This window comes from Roseateles sp. SL47, assembly GCF_026625885.1.
Classification (GTDB): Bacteria; Pseudomonadota; Gammaproteobacteria; order Burkholderiales; family Burkholderiaceae_C; genus Roseateles.
This window is the reverse complement of record NZ_CP113068.1, coordinates 4509940-4528902: the sequence shown is the minus strand read 5'-3', so window position 1 is coordinate 4528902 and position 18963 is coordinate 4509940. Positions and strand designations below refer to the sequence as shown.

Genomic DNA, 18963 nt, shown 5'->3' with positions numbered 1-18963 from the left:
CGCCGCAACTGGCGTGGCAATCGACAACATCGCTGGGTAACACTGAGTGAACCGACGGTAACGGTCTGACGTTTTTGCAGGCTCCTGAGAATCGTTTTGTTCTGTACTCCCTTCAAGGAGTGGGTTGATTGACAAGAATCAACTATTGCCGGTTGGGGGGCACGTAGGCTGTGCGTCACGTCGAAGAAGTACCACAACGCTCGCTATGCTCCATGCCCCCCCGTCCGATCGAGAACCGCAGCGCCCGTCTTCCGGGAGCGCGGCGCTGCCTTCGCCCGGTGCCAATGCGCACCCGTCCGAAGGCCCGACACCGGCACGGGATGCATTGGCCGGGCGTCGCATCGGCCTGATTTGCAAGGCGCCGCAGGCGCCGGCTGCGGCCTTGTTCATTGAAGCGGCGGAGAGCCTGGGGGCCCAGGTGGCCGTGTTGCATGCGACGGACGTGGTGGATGCGTGGGGCGCCCAGCAGGACCGACTGGTGCGGATGTTGTCCCGCCTTTATGACGTCATTGAATGCCAGGATCTGCCGCCCGGGGCGGTTCGGCGGATTGCGGAGCAGGTGGCGGTGCCGGTGCTGGCCAATCTGGGGGCATGCGCACTGGAGGAAGGGGGCGCACCAGCGCCCGAGCCGGGCACGCCGGGATGGGAACAAGGCCTGACGCGGGTGCGGCAGGCCTTGCTGAGTGCGCTCTAGAGCGGTGCGCGGAGGATCGTCGCCACGGCGGTTTACTGCTTTGCCTTCTTGCCATCCGCCGCGTGGGTGGCCCTCTGCAGCGCTTCGGCGGCTTGCAAATGGTGCTGCAAGGTCGGCAGCGTCTTTGTGGCAAAGGCCTTGACATCGGCGTTATCGGCTTCGCGGGACGCCTTTTCGAACAGCTTCACCGTGTCGCGGTGCGCTTCCACACCCACCGATTCCGCATAGTGGCGGTCAAAGCTGGTGCCGTCGCGGGCGCTGAGCATTTTCATCTTGCCCTTTTGCATGACCGACGGGTCCTTGGGCAGATCCACGCCCTTGGCGGCAGCCAGTGCCGCCAGTTCCTGGCCGGCTTTGGTGTGGTCATCCACCATCTGTTGAGCGAAAGACTTCACTTCCGCATTGCCGGACTTCTGCAAGGCCAGCTTGCTGTTTTCCACTTCAGCGTGGCCGTTCTCGGCCGCTTGCTTCAGGAATGCCGAATCCTTGTGGCTGAGCTTGCCAGCGGGGGCCGAGAAGGCGCCCGGCACCACCGCCTGCGCCGATGCCACCGGCGCCTGGACGCTGGCGATCAGACCAATCGCGGCAGCGGCCAGGGCGACCCGGCCCCATCGGGCCATCGGCGAAGACCGGCGTGCGCGGGCAGAAACGACGTCATTCATGGGGAACTCCGTACTTGTAGGAATGGACTCCCATTCCAGCAATCTGGATTCCTGCCGATCAAGCCGTGGGTTGCTGCCGGTAGCTGGTGCCCAGTGCGGTCAGCACCCCTGAGCCGGCCAGCAGGCTGGTGTAGTGCACATCGTTGTCCCAGCGGCCGGTGAACCAGGCATAACGGACCACGTCGGTGCGCGATTCGCAGGTGGCGACCATGTCCGCCATCTGCGCCTGCTGCTTCGCGGCGGTGTCGATTTGTGCACCATCGTTCTGGCTGTGCCAGTTGGCCATTTCCGTCACCCAGAACGGCTTGCCGTACTTCTTCAGCCGATCGAGCTGAGCGCCCAGGCCGTAGTCATACCAGTGGAAGGCCAGGGCATCGATTTGCGGATCTCGGCCGCCATTGTTGGCGCGGTAGGCCGCATAGAACGCGTCCAGCCAGACCACGGGGTCGCTGTAGCCGCTCATCGTGCCCCAGGTGATCGCCGGGCCGATGATCTGCAAGCCGGTCTGCGCTGCGACCTCTTCATAACGCGGCCACAGTGCGGCCGCCTGCGCGGGCGTCAGGTTGGCCTGGTCCACCAGGTTGGGTTCGTTGAGCACCAGCAGATGCTTGACCGTCGGACGGGCCTTCAGGGCGGCCACGACCTGCGCCGTGTCGAAGTTGCCGTTCCACAGCATGGGCACATGGCTCATGGACTGCGCGATGGACGGATTGGCCTGAACGGTGGACGTTGGCTGCAGCGCCCAGTTGTACCACCAGCCTACCGGGCCGCTGAGGGCGGTGAAGTCGGCGGCGTCCTTCAGATCGTAGGCAATGCCGCGCTTGGGCACAGGGGCCGGCGCTGGCGTGGGGGAGGGGGCCGGCGCCGGAGAGGGGGACGGCGAAGGTGCCGGCGAAGGCGATGGTGACGGGGAGGGGCCCGGCGCGGCCGGCGTGGTGTCACTGCCGCCACTTCCGCCGCTGCCCCCGCCGCAGGCGGTCAGGAAGGCCGCACCAGCGGCCGCGACCAGCGAGCGGCGACGGTTGTTGATGGTGGCTTCGGGGCCTGTCGGGGGCAGGGGGGCGATCAGGGCACGAGGCGGAGTCTTGGAACTGTTCATTCGGAGCTACCTGGGGGCAAACAACGCTGTCCCAGGATCGTGGGGCAGGCCATGCGGGCCGGAGTATGGCGGTCTTGACGAAGGGGCGAATGACGCAGAAACAGTTTGTTAATCTTGCTGACACCCCTCTAAAAGAGTGACTTTTTCGGGCCGCAAAAATCGGACAGATCGAGGGGGAGGACTGACAGGAAGCGTCGTCTTTGGGCGGTCCTCGCTCGACGGGCGGACGGCGCCAGCGGGCGGCACGGCATGGGTCTTGCAGAACGTCACGCGGGGGGGCCGGGACTTGGTCGGTGCCTGCTCGGTACTTGCTCGGTACCTGGTCGGTACCTGGTCGGTACTGGGCCCAGGCTGCCGGAACTATCGGAGAACGTGGAAGCGTGACAATGCCCAAGCTCCGCTTTCACCGCCCAAGGCTTCATGTCCGCTTCCCCGCTGTCCCCGACCGCAACACTCGCCTCCCTCACGGCCGCCGCCTGGGCCCTTCGCACCCAGTTCTTTGTGTCCGGCGCGCTCTTCGCTACGTGGGGCGTGCATGTGCCAACGGTCAAGGCGCATTACGGACTGGGTGAACAGTCCCTGGCGCTGGCCATGCTGGCCTCCGGCATCGGGGCAGTTGTTGCGCTTGCGCATGCCGGTCGCGTGGTGGGGCGCTTCGGACCCCGCCTGGTGGCGGCGCTGATGGGCCTGCTGCTCTGCGCCGCCGTCGCCAGCCTGCTGATGACGCCGGCCTACGCCGGCCTGTTGATCACGATGGTGCTGTTCGGTGGCACTGCCAGCCTCTTTGATGTGTCCATCAACGCCGAAGCCAGCGAGATCGAGCACCGCGCGGCTCGCCCCCTGATGAGCGGCTTTCACGCCATGTTCAGCCTGGGCGGCATGGTGGGGGCCGGCGCGGGCAGCCTGCTGCCGGCCTGGGGCGTCGGCGCGCAACTTCATCTGACCTTGGCCGCCGCGTTGGCGCTGCTGATGGTCTGGGCGGCCTGCGGGGCCATGCTGCCGATGGCAGGGAATGCCGGAGATGCGCATCCGCTGAGCCTGCCGCGCGGCCCGCTGGCGCTGATTGGTACGTTGGCCGCACTGGGCCTGATTGCCGAGGGCGCCATGTATGACTGGAGTGTGCTGTTCCTGAAGCAGGAGCGCCATAGCAACAGCAGCCTGGCGGCGCTGGGTTATGCCAGCTTCAGTCTGGCCATGGCCATGGGGCGTTTTGCCGGGGACTGGGTGCGTGCCCGCGTCGCGCCGATCCGGCTGCTGATCTTCAGCGGGTTGCTGGCAGCGCTGGGCATGTCGCTCGCGCTGTTGGTCCGGGCAGCCCCGGCGGGCCTCATCGGCTTTGCGCTGGTCGGGTTGGGGCTGTCGAATGTGGTGCCGGTGCTGTTCAGCGCGGCATCCAGAATTCCTGGAGTTGCGCCTGCCCATGGCATTGCCGCCGTGTCGGCCGTGGGCTACCTAGGGATGATGGCCGGCCCTCCGCTGATCGGCCTGGTGGCCGAGCACAGTTCACTGACGGTCGGGCTGGGCTGTGTGGTGGCCTTTGCGCTCTTCATGGCGGTGGCGGCCCCTCGGGCGCTGAAGGCCGCGAACGCATCCTGAATCCTGCGTGCGTGTCTTGTAGGTTAAAACCCTTCATCAGGATACGGAGAAGATAGCGGCCTGCATCCGCCGAATGCGACGTGCCCACTGCCCCTGACCTGCGTAGAGTTGATTCTGACAGCGGAACTCGAGCTTCGCTGTTCATGCTTCTCTCTCGCATGGTCCGTCCTTCTCCCTCTGCGGGCGGACAACCATTTGGCCCTGGTCGCAAGCCCAGGGCCTTTTTCTTAGCCTTCCTGCCTGCCTGGATACAAATCCGGGAAGCTACTAGGGAAAACGCCCCCAGCCGCCAATTGTTGTGCCCAGGCATGAATACGCATTGACCATGCCCCCCATCCAAAACCTGGATATATTTCGTTGATCACGGCAAGCCTCTCCAGCTCATCAAGAGAACAAACCTCAGGTGGCAACACGTGATGCCTTTTCGCCAGATCCGACATCTCAAATCGGTAGCCGCCTCCTCGCCGCTGAATTACAAGCTCACCGAGCTTTTCCCACTGTTGCCCACCGGAGAAATCAGGTGTATCGACGAAATAGGCCACGCAGTCATTCGATTCGTGAATCTTCGTCAACCGAACATGTGCAAGGCTCATCTCATTTCAACCAGCTAGAGTTAAAAGCACTCAGGTTTGCTTTAATCACATCGATGTGGAAAAGATCCCTCTCAGTGACACCACGCCACTGCAGTGCGTCTCGATGTGCCGAACTGAGATCGCCCGACCGCCGGAAAGCTGCTGACGCTTTGAGTTCGTGCAAATAAAACTCAACGTCTTGCGCACTCCGCTCCTCGCTACGCAGGCGGGCTAACATTCCTCGCTAACCCACTTGGAAGGACGCAGGAAGCCCTTCGTGCTTCAACACTGCGTCAAGATGGCTTTCGACTCGGGCCGAACCCTTCTCGGTCACTTGCAGACCACCCTTTGCGGCATCGCCGGCCAAACGACCAAATCGGGTCGCCACGCCGCCAGGGGCAAATGTAGCCACTATGGCGCGAAGATCACCGGCCGCCTCTTGCGCGACTTCGTTTCGGACATCAACCCAGGGGCTCATCCTCCCGAGGGCGCCATCCGATGTGTGGAAGATCCTTTCTAGCCAAGACGCACCGCCGTTGACCAAATCGGGTATCGCGTTGCCGACAGCAACCTTGACGGCATTGCCGATCGTCGCAGCGGTTTCGCGCTGAAGATCAGCGGCTGTTCCCTTTGCGGCATTTATAACATCCGCCTTTGTCGACGACGCACCCGCATTAAGAAATCCAACATATGCGGGCGGCGAAGTTGGTCCGCACGCAGCGATATCCCCGCTTCGATGCAGGCCGCGCACAAACCAGCTCCAGCACTGTGCGCTTGCTTGATCATCTCGACGAGCTCCTAGCGTTCCAGATACGCAGTCATGCGTCCTCGTCTCTTCTGTTCTGAAACGCCTCGAGTTTTTTTTGAAAGTACCAGCAGTGCCGCAGCCTCCGCTAGCGCCTTCTCCTTGCGCCGTAACTCCCGCTCCAACTCCCGATTGCGCCGCCGCTCTTCGGCCAGCGTAATCGCATTGGCGCGCTCGCCGCCAGCAGAGATGGCCTGCATGCAGGCCGTACGCCACTGGGCAATCTGCTCCACATGCAGACCCTTCTTGCGGCAGTACTCGCCCAGCTCAGCCTGCGCCAGGGCGATGCGCCGGTTGCTCAGGCCATGGGCGTTGACCGCGCCTTTGTGCCCGCGGGCGGCCTGATCTCCGAAGTTGCGGTCACTTGGACCATGGGAATGGGCATCGGCGCGGGTGTGAGCCTGGATCCACGTATCGACGAAAATGGCACTGCATCAAGTGTCTCAGCTGGTGACACTGCGCGTGCGACAGCAGGCGTGATTGTAAATTCGTACGGAAAGGTGGGGGGCATTCTTGGACCTTTTTCTGCCGGCGCAAAAATAACAGGTGGATATGATTTTGGTGCAAAGACGAACGTTGGTGGCCTTGCCACTGAGTTTCCCATGAATCGTCGGCATGGAGCTGAGTTGAGCATCAGCGGAGGTATGGAAGTTAGTGGCTATTTCAATTTCAAGGAAGTCTTGGCAAAAGCGGTTGACCAAATCAACAAGAGCATAGTTGACGCCAAAGAAAATGTCGTGGAACCAATAAAGAAGGCCCTTGAGCCACGAGCTACCTCGGAGTTAACAAGATGAAAAAAACCAAGCTCTATTCTTTACTTTTTGTTCTTGCTGCTCTGATCTGGATCGGCAGTTTGATCGCCGTGACATTGGTATCGGACGCCTACGCACTTGCCAGAGCGTCACTAGATAGGTCTTCGTCGATAAACGAAAGAGTAGGGAATGTAAAGACCGCCGTTCTGATCTCTTATGAAGGAACGGAGGCGGGCGGAGGAAGAAGTTGTTCCATTCTGACTTTTCTTGTTATTGGTAAGCGTGGTTTGGCTTCCGTGCGGGTGTCGGCAACTCGGGAGCAGCTAACAGCTCCATATCAAATTAGCGACATCAATTTCGGAATTTTTTTTTGGAACCACCCGGGCTGCAGAACGCTTATGGTCCCGCCACTCGAAAGACAGTATTAGATCTTCGAACCGGCACAATTAAACCCCCGCTTATCCGAAACACCGAAACCAAGTGGATTCGATCAAATAGATACATCAGCGGGACATTGCGCATAACGCACAAAGATGTATTCATTAAAGGCGCGGGGGATCTTGATATTGAGGTATTCCGCTCCGACGCTCCTTTGATGAGTCGCACGGTCCAGCCGCTGACGCGGAACAGCACCGTGATGGTCAGGATGGCAAACAGGGTGAACCAGCCGATCGCCCCCTGGCCGCGGGGAATGATGATGACATCTATCCTGACAGAGGGGGCCAGCGTCCTTCGTTAATAACCCCGTGTCTCCTGCGGCACCGCGCCGCTGCGCACCTGAATACGGGCCCGCGCTTCTTCCTTCATCAGCCGCTCATTGGCCACGTACCGCACCAGCCACGGCAGCGCGTGGACCCTCGCGCCGGTGGCCACGGCGGGCACATAGGCCTTGGCGCACTTCTCGAACAGCTCCGCATTCAAGGCCAGTCGGGTGGCCGTCATGCCCAGGGTCAACACCTGTCCGTCGTGCAGCACCACATTGCCGCCCTGGGCCAGGCTGCGCGGCAACGCCGCCACCTCGCGGGTGGCCGCGCCCATGCGTCCCAACTGGCGGATCTGTTCATCGAAGACCGCTGGCATCTGTCCGCCAAAGGCCTGCAACTGCCGCCCGAATGGGCCGCCCCCCCACAGCACGGCGCAGACATCGTCCCGGCAGCCATAGACCGTTCGGTGAACCGAGCCGTGACAAGACGGCTCAAGAATCGCCGCCCCCGGATCAGACAGGGGCACGCGCTGCGGCTGTGCGTCGCCCACGGTGCCCCACAGCATGGCACCCTCCGCCGGCAGGCGCAGCGAGAGGCTGTCCGTCGGCTGCGGCATCAGACCACGGCTCACCAGCCGAAGACGCAGGGCAAACCACTGATCCAACATGGTGGCGTCCGCCGTCACACCAAGGCGAACACATCGTCGAAGCGATTAAGCGCCTCATCGATGATCTCGTCCGTATCGGCCAGGCTGGTGTAGAGCCGGCTGCCCGCCACCGAGATCAGCCCGTGTGCGGTGAAGGCCGCGCCCATTTCCTCCATCATGTGCTTGCGCCGCTTGGCCTCGTTTTTCACCCGCAACAACTTCAGCAGGCTGCTGGTGTCCAGCAGCAGCACACCGGAGGTTTGCAGGTGGACGATGGAGCCCAGGTTGTAGGCCACATAGGGGAGGCCCCGCCGCTGGATGATCTCGTCCAGCCCTTGGCGCAACCGGTCCCCGGCGCGGCCGGCGACCACGGGCGCCTGGGTGCGTTCGGTCTCCAGCAGGGCGTGATATCCGGCTACGCAGCTCAGCGGGTTGGCCGACAAGGTGCCCCCCACAAACGCACGCCGCGAGGTGGTGCCGATGCCGCCCACCAGCGACATCATGATGTCCTTGCGACCGCCGATGGCGCCCGACATCGGATACCCGCCGGTGAGGCATTTGCCCAGCACGGTCAGGTCGGGGGTCACACCGAAGTACGCCTGCGCGCCCCCCATGCCGGCGCGGAATCCGGTGACCACCTCGTCAAAGATCAGCAGCGCGCCGAACTCATCACACAGCGCTCTTACCTGGGCATTGAATTCCTTGTGGACCGGGCGGGTGCCGCTCTCCGGGCCGAACGGCTCCACCATCACCGCAGCCGTGCCGCCGCGCAGGCGATTCCAGCGCAGCAGCCGGCGCAGCGCTTCCGGATCGTTGGGCAGGCATTCCTGCGTGTTGCCGGTGGCGCCGCGTGGGATGCCGGTGGCCTCCATGCGGCCGGTCTTGGGCAGGCGCATCCCATACACCAACTGATCACTCCAGCCGTGATAGGCCCCGCCAATCTTGATCACCCAGCGTTTGCGGGTGTGCGCGCGGGCCAGCCGCACCGCGCCCATCACCGCCTCGGTGCCGGAGCCCAGCATGCGCATCATCTCCACGCCGGGCATGTGCCGGCACACCAGTTCCGCCAGCTTGACCTCGTATTCATGCAGCAGACCCGTCACCGGGCCGCAGTCGTGGAGCAGCGCCTGCACCGGCTCCCGCACCGCCGCCGGATTGCTGCCCAACAGCGTGGGACCGCCCGCCTGCAGGAAATCGATGTAGCGGTTGCCGTCGATGTCGGTCAGCCAGGCACCGTTGGCCTGGGAGAAGGCCAAGGGGAACGGATGGTTGAACGCCAGGTTGTGCTGCACCCCGCCGGGGATGACCTGCCTGGCCCGCTCAGCCAAGGCCTTGGAGCCGGCGCAGTGCTCGTCGAACCAGCGCAGCACCTTGGGCATGGCGTCGGGCCGGATGGGGCGCATCGGCTGATTGACCAGGGCGGCCAGGCGCTCATAGAGGGCGTGGGTGTCCGGCCATTCGGAGACGGCAAAGCGGTGGTGGTGGGGGGCGTCGGTGGGGGCGGTGGGCCCCTCGGTGCCCAAGGGGCTCACAGGGCTCATGGGGCCGGTCTGTGGCACCTGCAAGGGCGTCCCTGCGGGGCGGCCGTTCAACGTGGGTGCCTGAGGCGTCGTTTCAATCATGCCGATTCCTTCCACTTCGTCAGCAGCGCTTGGACCGCCCCGAGACGTGCGCGCTGCTCGGGCTGATGCTGCATGTGCTGTTCGATGCGCGCTGCCAGATGCGTGCGCGCCAGGGTTTCCAGCTGCTCCACGGCCGCCAGTGCCGCCGTGCTGTCCCGCCCGCAGCAGACGATGCCATGGTTGCGCAACAACCAGGCGTGCCGCCCCGGGCGGATGGCCGCAGCGAGTTTGCCTGCGAGCCACGATGTGCCCGAGGGAGCATAGCCCACCACCGGAACTTCCTGGCCCAGCAGCTCAAAAAGGGCCTCGGGCACAGGCAGCGCTTCCCCGATCAATGCGCAGGCGCTGGCCAGTGGCTGATGGGTGTGAATGGTGCAGCCCACCTCCGGACGCGACCGCATGACGTGGGCATGGAGGCCGGTTTCCACCGAAGGCGCCCGGTCCCCTTCCACCACCTGCAGGTCCGCCAGGCGCAGCAGGCACACGTCTTGCGGTTCCATCAGCAGATAGTCGGTGGCGGACGGCGTGACCGCCACCAGCGACGCATCAATGCGCAGCATGAGATTGCCCCCCGTCCCGGCAAAGTAGCCGCGCTCGGACAGCCGCCGGCACAACGCCACCACCGCCTGCCGTGTCGCCGCGTGCATCATGCGGAGACCCCCACGGGTGCCACGCGATTGAGCCGGTGGTAGAGCGGGGCCAATCGGTAGCGGATCTCCTTGAACGTTTCAAACTTGTCGGCGTAAAGACGGCTCAGCGCGGCGGCAGGTTCGTAGAGGCGACGGGTGCGGCGCAGTTCGGGCAGGTCCTCCAACTTCAGTTGCCCGATGCCGATGGCGGCCAGGAAGGCCGCGCCGATGGCATTGGCCTGGATGGGCTGCGCCAGTTGACGGATGGGCTGACCGGTGACGTCCGCCAGGATCTGGCACCACACATCGCTCTGCGCGCCGCCCCCCACGGCCGCCATCGTGCCGGTTGAACGTCCCAGCAGGCGGGCAAACGGCTCCATCATCCAGCGTGTGTTCAAGGCCACGCCTTCGAGGAAGGCCCGGAAGATGTCCTCGCGTGAATGCTCCAGCGACAAATTGATCAGGCCGGCCCTCAGCAGCGGGTCATCCACCGGCGTGCGTTCCCCAAACAGCCAGGGGGTGTAGATCAGTCCTCGCGAGCCGGGCGGCACGCGGGCGGCAATCCGGTTGAGCACCTCGTAGACGGCCGGGTGCTCTTCGTCACTGGCGAGTTCGTCGGGATGGAACAGGATGCGGTCCCGCAGGAAGGAGAGATTGGCCCCAGCGGTGGATTGCAGCGCCAGGGCCAGATAACGATGGCGGACGGCGCAGGGCACCGCCGCGATCTTGTGGCGCACGTCGGTACGCATGGTGGGGACGTGGGCGCCCAGCCAGGACGATGTGCCCAGGTAGAGATGCGTCTCGAAGTCGCTGACGGCGGCGCTGACGGCCACGGCGGACGTGTCCACCGCACCGGCCACCACCGGCGTGTCGGGCGAAAGCCCCAGCCGCTGGGCCACGTCCGGCAGCAGCGGCCCCAGTACATCGGTGGACTGCACGATCTCCGGCAGTTTCTCCGCGTCCAGCCCCAGCAGGCGGATCAGGCTGGCGTCGTAACGCACATGGGCCGGATCCCGGTTGTCGGTGACCCAACTGGTGAGGATGGAGTCCTGCGTGGCACACAGCCGGCCGCAGAGCCGGAAGTTCAGATAGTCCAGCGCATTCAGAAAGCGATGGGTGCGCTCATACACGTCGGGCATGTGGTCGCGCACATAGGCCATGTGGCCGGCGGCGTCCCGGCCCGTGGCGGACGGCGCACCACCGGTCAAGCGCAGCCAGCGCAGCAGCTTGAGCGGGCCGTAGCCTTCGATGTTGAGCCAGCGGCCACGCGTGCGTCGCGCAATGGCTTCGGCCCCGCGGGCATCCAGCCAGCTGAACGCGCGGCCGATGGGCAGCCCATCGTTTCCGAGGCAGACCGTGACCTCGGTCTGGGTGGAGCAGCACACCGCCACCACGCGGTGGCGCAGGTCGGCATTGGCGGCCAGCAGTTCGTCCGCAGCGCCCAGCAGGGCCTGCCACCAGTCCAACGGGTCCTGCTCGGCCTGGACGCCCTGCACATGCAGGGCCACCGGCCGGAAGGCCCAGCCTTGCACTTCGCCGTGCAGCGTCACCAAGGCGCATTTGCAGCCGGAGGTGCCCAGATCCACCGCCAGCACCAGCGGGGCGAAGGTGGAATCGGCCATCAGAACTTGTAGCCCACCGACACCACGAGCCGGTCGTCGTCCTGGCGCTTCCAGCCGCTGCCGTCCGGGATCATGAACAGCTCCGGCCGATGCGTTCGCGTGGTTACCCATTCGGCGGTGAAGCTCATGCCCCAGCGTTGATGGGTCACACCGACGCTGTAGTCGCTGAAGTCCGCCTCCTTGAAGTGCCGGATGCGCTGGGTGCCGGCATGCAGGTTGAGCGTGGTGGTGGGCGTGAGATCGTATTTGTAGCTCACGTCATACAACAGGCTGCCGCGCGAATTCTTGTCGCCGCGCAGGTAGCACTCGATGGCCGGTGTCGGGTCCACCGCCGCCGCCAGGATCTGCCCGCACACGCCCCCGGTGTCGGCCCCCCGGTAGGTGCGGGAGATGACGTTGAGAATGCGGCCCTCCAGCTTGCCCCAGCCCAGTTCCAGCACCGCATAAGCGGTGTCGTACCGGGTGCGGCGGAAGTCCACCGGCGCGCCGGCGTCCAGGTCAATGCCGTGGGGCGCGTCAAATCGCGCGCCGGGGAAGAACTCCTTCGCCAGCCCCACACCGAAATGCCAGCTGTCCGGATCGCCCCAGCGGTAGCCGGTGCCCAGCAGCAGGTTCACACCGTCGGAATCGGTGAAGGCCTTGTCGCTGACGGTCGAGAGCTGGGCCAGGGCGATGAGGCCGCTTTCATGCGCCAACTGCAGGTTCAGTTGCAGCGAGGGTTTGCGTCCGGAGTCGGAAATGCCCCGGTTGCGCAGGTCGGACAACACCTTGACCTCGGTGTCCACCGCCATGGTGGCGGTGCCGGTGGTGTCCGCCCATGCAGTGGTGGCCGGCAGCATGGCCAGTAGCAGCAGGCCAAGGGGCATGGCGCTGCGCTGGGCATGGGCATGGGCATAGGCATGATGGCAGCGCGGGGCGCCTGGGAAAGGCGGCAAAGCGTTCGAAGACGGCGCGGAACGCGATTGCGGACGCAAGCGCAGGTCAAGGCCTTGGAGCGCACGGCGGCAGCTGAGTGGGAGCATCATGGGCGACCTCTCGAAGTGGGGGCGGACGGTCAGGACTTGCAGACCGGCGTGGCCGGCAGTTCGGTGACGCGGCGCATCTGTTCCGTCTGGCCGAGGATCTCGGTGCCAATGAAGGCGCGGATGTACAGATCACCGTTCTTGATGCGCAAGGCACCCTTGTATTTCTTCTTGTCGCGCGGGTCGTAGACCCAGCCATCCCGCCAGGCGTCGTTCTCGAACTTGTCCAGCTGGGCGATCTGGATGCCGCAGGTGTCGGTGGGCTTGCCGGCGTCCTTGTCCCAGACGATGCGGCCACACAGCGCAGTGGCCTTGTCGGGGCAGGGCTTGAAGTCGATGACGGCACCGCCGTCGGCGCTGAGCCAAAGCCCCTTGGCATCGTCCGGCGTGGTGGCCCAGGCCGATGGCATCTGCAGCAGCATCACCAACAGGCCCGCAAAACAGGCGTGGCGGCGGCGCGATCGCCTGGCGCTGGGCGGGCACGGCCCACGCAGGGCCAGTGAGGGACGGAGCGGGGAGGCTAGGGGAACACACATCGCGGATCTCCTGAGGGATCGGATCCCGGCTGATTTCGATAGCGATTGATATCGTCGTGTTGATGGTAGCGATCGCTATATTTCTGGGGGTGCGGAAAAACCCTGTCGCGTGCGGAGCTGCGGACTTGTGGACTTGTGGACTTGCGGCGTTGCGGCGTTGCGGGCGTGAGGCCTGCGGGATCCGACCCTGCGCCGCAGGCCGGGCTCCGCAGCCTCTGTTCAGGTCGGTGCGCCCGACGCTTGCGCCCGCCTGCGCTGTGTCAGCACCAGCGCCAGGGCAGCCAAACCGGCGAACCCGCTGGCCACGAGCGGCACCGGTGCGACTTCATCACCGCTGACCATCAGCGACGCCACCAACGGGCCAAATGCGCTGCCGAACAATTGCGCCGCTGGAACCAGCGCCGCCACTTGCCCGCTGCCATCCACCCGAAAGGCCAGTCCCATCTGGAACGGCAGCATGAACAGCCAGGTGAACGTGAAGACGGCACACAGCCCTGCAAACACCCAGGGCCCGTTCTGGGCCGTGCGCGCCACGGCGAATGCGCACAGGCCCAGCACCAGGCAGCAGCCCAGCAGCGTGGGTGGCACGGGCAGCCGTTGAACCATCCAGGTGCCGACGCTCCCGCCCAGCACTTGCATGCCCAGCCCGGCGGCAATCAGCGTCTGCACAGCGACAGGCGAAAAGCCCGCCCGCAGGCCCAGCGGCTCGGCATAGGCCCAGAAGGCACCCAGCGTGGCCAATTGAAGGAACACGACCAGCAGCGCGCCCAGCCGTGGACGGGTCCATCGAAGGCCCACACCCGCCTGGCTGGCGGTCGGCGTCAAGGGCCCGAGCGGACGTGCGCCTGCGGCGGTCAGTGCCGCCGCGCCCAGGGCCAGCACCGCCAGCATCTGAAATCCCCCGCGCCAACCCGCAGCCGGGATCACCAGGTGCGCCAGCAGCAGCCCCGAGGCGGCCTGCGCCAGCGTCTGAATGACAAAAAACAGGCCGGCCAGACGCTCTGGCCGGGCGGACCGCACGATGACTGCCGTGGTGCTCCACACCAGCAGGCCTTCGGACACACCGGCCGCCGCACGCACCAGCCCGATGGCCAGGTCGCCGTGAAGCTGCGTCGTGGCCAGGTCGAACACAGCAGCGAGCACGGCGGCCAGGGTGGCGATCGGCCGCAGCCGGGCCACGGACAGTCGGAGATCTCCGATGAGTACACCCGCGCCCAGCGCAACGATCTCGCCCATGGCCACGAGGCCCACTCCTTCCAGCGTCACATGTCCGGCTTCCAGCAAGGCGCCCAGCAGCAGCGGCTGCAGGCCCAGCATGAGCAGGGCCACGGAACCCACTGCAATGGCCAGTGCGGCTTCGCTGCGGCCGGTGTGTCTGGAAGGCTCCATCGCCATGTCCCATGGATGCGTGAATCCCGGCCGGCGTCGCGGCGTGGCGACGCGGGGAACTGCCAGGATGATGGAGGACTATCTTATAGTTATGGCTATCGTTATGGTGCAGCCACCAACCCTGGGAGAATCCCTGCAAACGCCGTCAGGGGGCGGCGGCCGCGCCTGTCCCGTTTTCACTGATTCTGGCCTGGTCCCTCCACATGCCCACTTCTCGCCGCAAGACTGGTGTTGCCGCTCCCGCCGCGGTGTCCTCTGTCGCTGTGCCGCCGCCGGATCTGGCGACCAAGCTTCAGCCGGCGCAGCAACGCGCCACAGAAACCTATGAACGGCTGCTGGAAGCAGCGGCCCAGACCTTGATCGAGGTGGGCATCGAGCGGCTGTCCACCAATCTGGTCTGTGAGCGGGCGGGGGTGTCGCCGCCAGCGCTGTACCGCTACTTTCCCAACAAATATGCGCTGCTGCACGAATTGGGGCAGCGGCTGATGCAGCGGCAGAACGAGTGTGTGGCGCGGTGGATGTCGGTCGAGGTCGTCCAGGGCGGCGTGCCGGCCCTGGAGGCAGCGCTGGCGGGTCTGTTGTTGGACACCTACGAGGTGACACGCCGCACCGAAGGCGGCGTGTGGATCATGCGAGCCATGCGGGCGGTGCCGGCGCTTCAGGAGGTCCGGCTGGCCTCCCATGCGGCGGTGACCGAGGCCCAGACGCAGTTGCTGGTCAAGGCCCTGCCCGGGGCCCGGCGGTCGGAGCTGAAGCTGGCCAGCCGCATCGTGGTGGAATTGATCTACGCCACCGTCGAAATGCTGTTCGACGAAACCCTCAAGCCCAAGGAGGTGGCCCGGATTGCCGCCAGCATGATGGCCAGCCATCTGCAGCGGGTGCTGCCCGCGACGCCCTGAATGAAAAATCCCGTCGCCCGCGTTGGCGGGAGACGGGACATCAGAGCGGATCAGCCGTGGATCAGCCGTGGATCAGCGCACCAGGCGCCCACCCGAACCCAGGATGGCAAAGTCCACATAGCGGGACGTCGCCTGGCCCTTGCCGAAGCTCAGGCGCAGGCCGCCCACGTCGGTGTCCATGCCGCGCTCCAGCACATCGGTCAGATTGGCGGCCGTCAGGTTGGGGGTGCGTTCCAGTGCCTTGGTCAGGGCACGGGCCGCGATGAAACCTTCCACCGAGCGGGAGGACAGGTCCGGATCCTTGGCGTTCTGGCGCAGGCGTTGGTAGTCCCGCATCACTTCACGGTCCATGCGGTCGTCGGTCGGCAGCACCACCGAGAAGGCGAAGCCGCGTGCACGCTCCGGGCCCAGCTTGGCGAGCAGTTCCTGCACGTCGATGATCGACATCCCGTACAGACCGGCACGGCCACCGGCCGTCTGGTAGCGGTTGGTGAACTCGATGGCGGCAGCCGTGGTGGCGGCCAGGAAGATCACGTCGGGCGACTGCTTGACCATCTCCGTCACGGCCGCATTCACGTCCGTGGTGTTGCGGGCATAACCAGACTGGGCCACCAGCGTCAGGCCATGGGCCTTGGCCGACGCCTGCGCGCCGGCGAGGGCATCACGCCCCAGACCGTCGTCCTGATAGACCATGCCGATGCGGGTCCGGCCCATTTCGCCGAGTTGTTTGAACAGGCGTTCCACTTCCTCACGATAGGTGGCTTTCACCGGATACATATTGCGGGCGCTGACCACACTGGTGGCGCCGGAGACGGCCCCCACCATGGACACCTTGCTCTTTTCCAGGATGCCGTCCTGCTTCAGCGCTTCCAGGTTGGAGGTGCCGATGGTGCCGATCAGGGCCGTGGGGTTGTCCTGTTCGATCAGTTCCTTGACCAGGCGCACGGTTTCATCCGGCTTCTGGGCATCGTCGCGGGTGACCAGCTTGAGGCGCTGGCCCTTGATGCCACCCCTTGCATTCACCTCATCCAGCCAAAGCTTGGCGCCGGCGCGGATGGCCTTGCCGGTCACGGCCTGGGGGCCGCTGAAAGGGGCCACCTGGCCAATGACGATGTCTGCATGGGCAGCTGGCGCAGCAGCAATGCACAACAGGGCGAGGAGGCGACGGACGCGGGGGGCAAAAGCAAGGTTCATCGGGGCGTGCTGGTGGGGCCAGACGATCCACGAGGGCTACGTTTCGTGACAAGTTTCACGAATCAATCGTCTTGGCAATTGGGGTAATCGCTGAGGGTCGCATGGTGGCGAAGTTTTGCCTCTTGGTAAAGCGATTCTTATTGTTGATTGAATGCAAAAATAATGCATTGAAATTCTCAAAGCGCATTCAAGCGCCTGTGCCCCATGGACATCACCCTGGCCCGGACCTTTCTTGAGATCGTGGCGTCGGGCAGTTTTGTGCGAGCGGCCGAAAACCTGCACATCACCCAAACGGCGGTCAGCGCCCGGGTCCGGACGCTGGAAGAGCACTTGGACGCCAAGCTCTTTGTGCGCAATAAGGCGGGGGCCACGCTCACCCATGCCGGCGAGCAGTTCACCCGGCACGCGTCGATGCTGGTGCAGGTGTGGGAACGTGCCCGACATCACGTGGCGTTGCCGCCGGGCCGTGAATCGGTCATCACCATCGGCTGTGAGCTGAGCCTCTGGGATCCGCTGCTGCTGGACTGGCTGCTGCGCATGCGCACGTCCGCGCCTCATCTCGCGTTGCGAACCGAGGTCGGGCTGTCCCATGACTTGATCGAGCGTGTGGCGGCCGGCACGCTGGATGTGGCCGTGGTCTATGCACCGCAACTGCGGCCGGGGCTGCGCATCGAGCTGCTGCTGGAAGAGAAACTGGTGCTGGTCACCACCCGTGCCTCCGCCACACTGCATCCGGAAGATTACGTCTATGTCGATTGGGGGCCGGAATTTGCGGCGCAGCACGGGCTGGCCTTCCCGCATCTGGTCAATGCAGGCGTGAGTGCGGGCCTGGGGCCGCTGGGGCGGGAATATGTGCTGGCCGCGGGAGGTACCGCCTATTTCCGTCTGCAGGTGATGCAGAAGTATCTGGATAGCGGCCGGCTGCACCGGGTCCGAGGCGCGCCGGAGTTTCTGTATCCGGCGTACGCCGTGTTTGCTGAAGGCGCTGACATGAGTGTGGTGGCGCCAGCGCTGGAGGGGCTTCGCGCCGTGACGCAGGTCGCGCCGGCCGCCGCGGTCGCCCCGGTCGCGCCGGACGTCACCCGTCCGTCGCCATCGGCTTGAGCGATTGCAGGACGGTGGGCAGCAGTTCGCTCACGGTCGGATGGATCCGCACGCCGCCGGTCGTGATGTCGGTGTAGGGGCGTTTGGCGGCCATCACATCCAGCAATGAATGGATGGCTTCGTCCCCATCAACGCCCAGCAGGGTGGCACTGACCAGCGCCTGGGTCTGCGCATCCACGATCAGCTTGATAAAGCCGGTGTCTTCGCCTTTCTCCACCGCCCGGCCCACCCGGGACATCGGCCGCGTGCCGATGAGGGCGGGGCGGCTGCTCTTGCGCACCTCCTGCTCGCTCGGACCGATGCGGGCCAGCGGCGGATCGGTGTACAGCGCATAGGTCACCATCCGGTCCTTCACGCTGCGGCCGGCGGCCTCGAACAGGTTGGCCGCCACCACCTCGAAATCGTTCCATGCCGTGTGGGTGAAGGCCCCGCGGCCGTTGCAGTCGCCCAGGGCCCAGATGTGGGGCACGTTCGACTGCAGCTGGTCATTGACCTGGACATACCCGCGCTCATCCAGCACCACACCGGCCCGCTCCAGGCCCAGATCCTGGGTGTTGGGCTGCCGCCCAGTGGCAATCAGCACGTGGCTGCCATGCAGGCGCGGGTCCCCTTCTGTGCAGTTCACCTCCACCGCAATCTCATCCCGGGCCGGTGCCAGCCGCACACATTCCGCACCGGTGCGGATCTGGATGCCTTCGTTCTCCAGCAGGCGTTGCAGGGCCTGCGCCACATCCGCATCTTCGCGCGGCACCAGTTGAGCGGCGCGCTGCACCACCGTGACTTCGGAGCCGAAGCGTCGGAACATCTGGGCAAACTCCAAGCCGATGTAGCTGCCGCCCACCACCACCAGATGCCGGGGCAGGCGGTCCACCTGCATGATGCTGGCATTGGTGAGCCAGGGCACATCCTGCAGTCCTTGCACACCCGTCTGGGCGGGGCGTCCACCCACGTTGATGAACATGCGCCCGGCCGTCAGGCGGCGGTCGCCGACCCGTACGGTGTTCGGATCTTCAAACTGCGCATGGCCCATGATCAGTTCCACCTGCTTCATGCCACGCAACCACAGCTCCACACTCTGCCTCGACTTCCCGGAGATCCGGTCCTTGCGCGCCAGCACGGCAGGCAGGTCGACCTCGGCACCGTCCGGCACCCGGATGCCCCATCGATGCGCCTGCTGAACCACCCACGCCGCGTGGGCGCTGGCCACCATCGCCTTGGTGGGGATGCAGCCGGTGTTGACGCAGGTCCCTCCGACGCGGCTGCGTTCGATCACCGCCACCCGCCAGCCGGCCTGGGACATGCGCTCCGCCAGGGGCGGCCCGGCCTGCCCGGCGCCGATCACAATGGCATCAAAGGTGTTGGACCCCATGCGGAACTGCTCCAGAAGCGCCAAAGAGTCCCAGCCTAGAAGCATCT

The 18963-nt window shown here is 65.1% G+C and carries 19 protein-coding genes; 6 read left to right on the top strand and 13 right to left on the bottom strand.

What is annotated here, in order from left to right; translation table 11 throughout:
• The first annotated feature begins 205 nt into the window (after positions 1 to 205).
• Positions 206 to 694: a hypothetical protein gene (locus OU995_RS19615; protein ID WP_267831731.1), complete on the top strand. Its 489-nt coding sequence runs from the start codon at positions 206 to 208 to the stop codon at positions 692 to 694.
• Between the two features lie 32 nt (positions 695 to 726).
• Here OU995_RS19615 and OU995_RS19610 read toward each other — a convergent pair whose 3' ends face one another.
• Both OU995_RS19610 and OU995_RS19605 read right to left on the bottom strand, forming a co-directional pair.
• Positions 727 to 1356: a DUF4142 domain-containing protein gene (locus OU995_RS19610; protein WP_267831730.1), complete on the bottom strand. Its 630-nt coding sequence runs from the start codon at positions 1354 to 1356 to the stop codon at positions 727 to 729.
• Positions 1357 to 1414: 58 nt separating this feature from the next.
• Entirely contained in the window at positions 1415 to 2455 is a 1041-nt protein-coding gene (locus OU995_RS19605) for a glycosyl hydrolase (protein ID WP_267831729.1), read from the bottom strand.
• A 420-nt stretch (positions 2456 to 2875) separates the two neighbouring features.
• Here OU995_RS19605 and OU995_RS19600 point away from each other — a divergent pair, with 420 nt between their 5' ends.
• Positions 2876 to 4051, top strand: a complete 1176-nt coding sequence (locus OU995_RS19600) for an MFS transporter (protein ID WP_267831728.1) — start codon at positions 2876 to 2878, stop codon at positions 4049 to 4051.
• A 227-nt stretch (positions 4052 to 4278) separates the two neighbouring features.
• Here OU995_RS19600 and OU995_RS19595 read toward each other — a convergent pair whose 3' ends face one another.
• Positions 4279 to 4644, bottom strand: coding sequence for a hypothetical protein (locus OU995_RS19595; protein WP_267831726.1), 366 nt, complete (start codon positions 4642 to 4644; stop codon positions 4279 to 4281).
• A gap of 777 nt (positions 4645 to 5421) precedes the next feature.
• Complete coding sequence (locus OU995_RS19590; protein ID WP_267831725.1) at positions 5422 to 5661, bottom strand: hypothetical protein; 240 nt, start codon at positions 5659 to 5661, stop codon at positions 5422 to 5424.
• On the opposite strand from OU995_RS19590, the gene OU995_RS19585 reads away from it, so the two are divergent.
• Positions 5662 to 6222 (top strand): hypothetical protein, encoded by a 561-nt coding sequence (locus tag OU995_RS19585; protein WP_267831724.1) that lies wholly within the window; start codon positions 5662 to 5664, stop codon positions 6220 to 6222.
• Positions 6219 to 6608, top strand: a complete 390-nt coding sequence (locus OU995_RS19580) for a hypothetical protein (protein ID WP_267831722.1) — start codon at positions 6219 to 6221, stop codon at positions 6606 to 6608. The genes OU995_RS19585 and OU995_RS19580 overlap by 4 nt, the downstream gene beginning before the upstream one ends.
• Before the next feature lie 307 nt (positions 6609 to 6915).
• On the opposite strand, the gene OU995_RS19575 is transcribed toward OU995_RS19580, so the two are convergent.
• The 7 genes from OU995_RS19575 to OU995_RS19545 form a co-directional block, all read right to left on the bottom strand.
• Positions 6916 to 7551, bottom strand: coding sequence for a hypothetical protein (locus OU995_RS19575; protein WP_267831721.1), 636 nt, complete (start codon positions 7549 to 7551; stop codon positions 6916 to 6918).
• Between the two features lie 14 nt (positions 7552 to 7565).
• Positions 7566 to 9152: an aspartate aminotransferase family protein gene (locus OU995_RS19570; RefSeq protein WP_267831720.1), complete on the bottom strand. Its 1587-nt coding sequence runs from the start codon at positions 9150 to 9152 to the stop codon at positions 7566 to 7568.
• The gene (locus OU995_RS19565; RefSeq protein ID WP_267831719.1) at positions 9149 to 9802 is read right to left on the bottom strand and encodes a class II aldolase/adducin family protein; all 654 of its coding nucleotides are present in this window, start codon (positions 9800 to 9802) and stop codon (positions 9149 to 9151) included. Before OU995_RS19565 ends, OU995_RS19570 begins: the two co-directional genes overlap by 4 nt.
• Positions 9799 to 11403 carry a xylulokinase gene (locus OU995_RS19560; RefSeq protein WP_267831718.1) on the bottom strand — a complete coding sequence of 535 codons (1605 nt, stop codon included), beginning with the start codon at positions 11401 to 11403 and terminating at the stop codon, positions 9799 to 9801. Before OU995_RS19560 ends, OU995_RS19565 begins: the two co-directional genes overlap by 4 nt.
• Positions 11403 to 12428 carry a TorF family putative porin gene (locus tag OU995_RS19555; protein ID WP_267831717.1) on the bottom strand — a complete coding sequence of 342 codons (1026 nt, stop codon included), beginning with the start codon at positions 12426 to 12428 and terminating at the stop codon, positions 11403 to 11405. The genes OU995_RS19560 and OU995_RS19555 overlap by 1 nt, the downstream gene beginning before the upstream one ends.
• A 29-nt stretch (positions 12429 to 12457) precedes the next feature.
• On the bottom strand, positions 12458 to 12961 hold the full coding sequence (locus OU995_RS19550; RefSeq protein WP_267831715.1) for a DUF2147 domain-containing protein: 504 nt from the start codon (positions 12959 to 12961) through the stop codon (positions 12458 to 12460).
• A gap of 219 nt (positions 12962 to 13180) precedes the next feature.
• Positions 13181 to 14350 carry an MFS transporter gene (locus tag OU995_RS19545; RefSeq protein WP_267831714.1) on the bottom strand — a complete coding sequence of 390 codons (1170 nt, stop codon included), beginning with the start codon at positions 14348 to 14350 and terminating at the stop codon, positions 13181 to 13183.
• 203 nt (positions 14351 to 14553) lie between these two features.
• Here OU995_RS19545 and OU995_RS19540 point away from each other — a divergent pair, with 203 nt between their 5' ends.
• Entirely contained in the window at positions 14554 to 15249 is a 696-nt protein-coding gene (locus OU995_RS19540) for a TetR/AcrR family transcriptional regulator (protein ID WP_267831712.1), read from the top strand.
• Between the two features lie 72 nt (positions 15250 to 15321).
• Here OU995_RS19540 and OU995_RS19535 read toward each other — a convergent pair whose 3' ends face one another.
• Positions 15322 to 16443, bottom strand: a complete 1122-nt coding sequence (locus OU995_RS19535; RefSeq protein ID WP_267831710.1) for an ABC transporter substrate-binding protein — start codon at positions 16441 to 16443, stop codon at positions 15322 to 15324.
• A 204-nt stretch (positions 16444 to 16647) separates the two neighbouring features.
• Here OU995_RS19535 and OU995_RS19530 point away from each other — a divergent pair, with 204 nt between their 5' ends.
• Entirely contained in the window at positions 16648 to 17547 is a 900-nt protein-coding gene (locus tag OU995_RS19530; RefSeq protein ID WP_267831709.1) for a LysR family transcriptional regulator, read from the top strand.
• Here OU995_RS19530 and OU995_RS19525 read toward each other — a convergent pair.
• Complete coding sequence (locus tag OU995_RS19525) at positions 17522 to 18916, bottom strand: FAD-containing oxidoreductase (protein WP_267831708.1); 1395 nt, start codon at positions 18914 to 18916, stop codon at positions 17522 to 17524. The genes OU995_RS19530 and OU995_RS19525 overlap by 26 nt on opposite strands.
• Positions 18917 to 18963 lie beyond the last annotated feature (47 nt).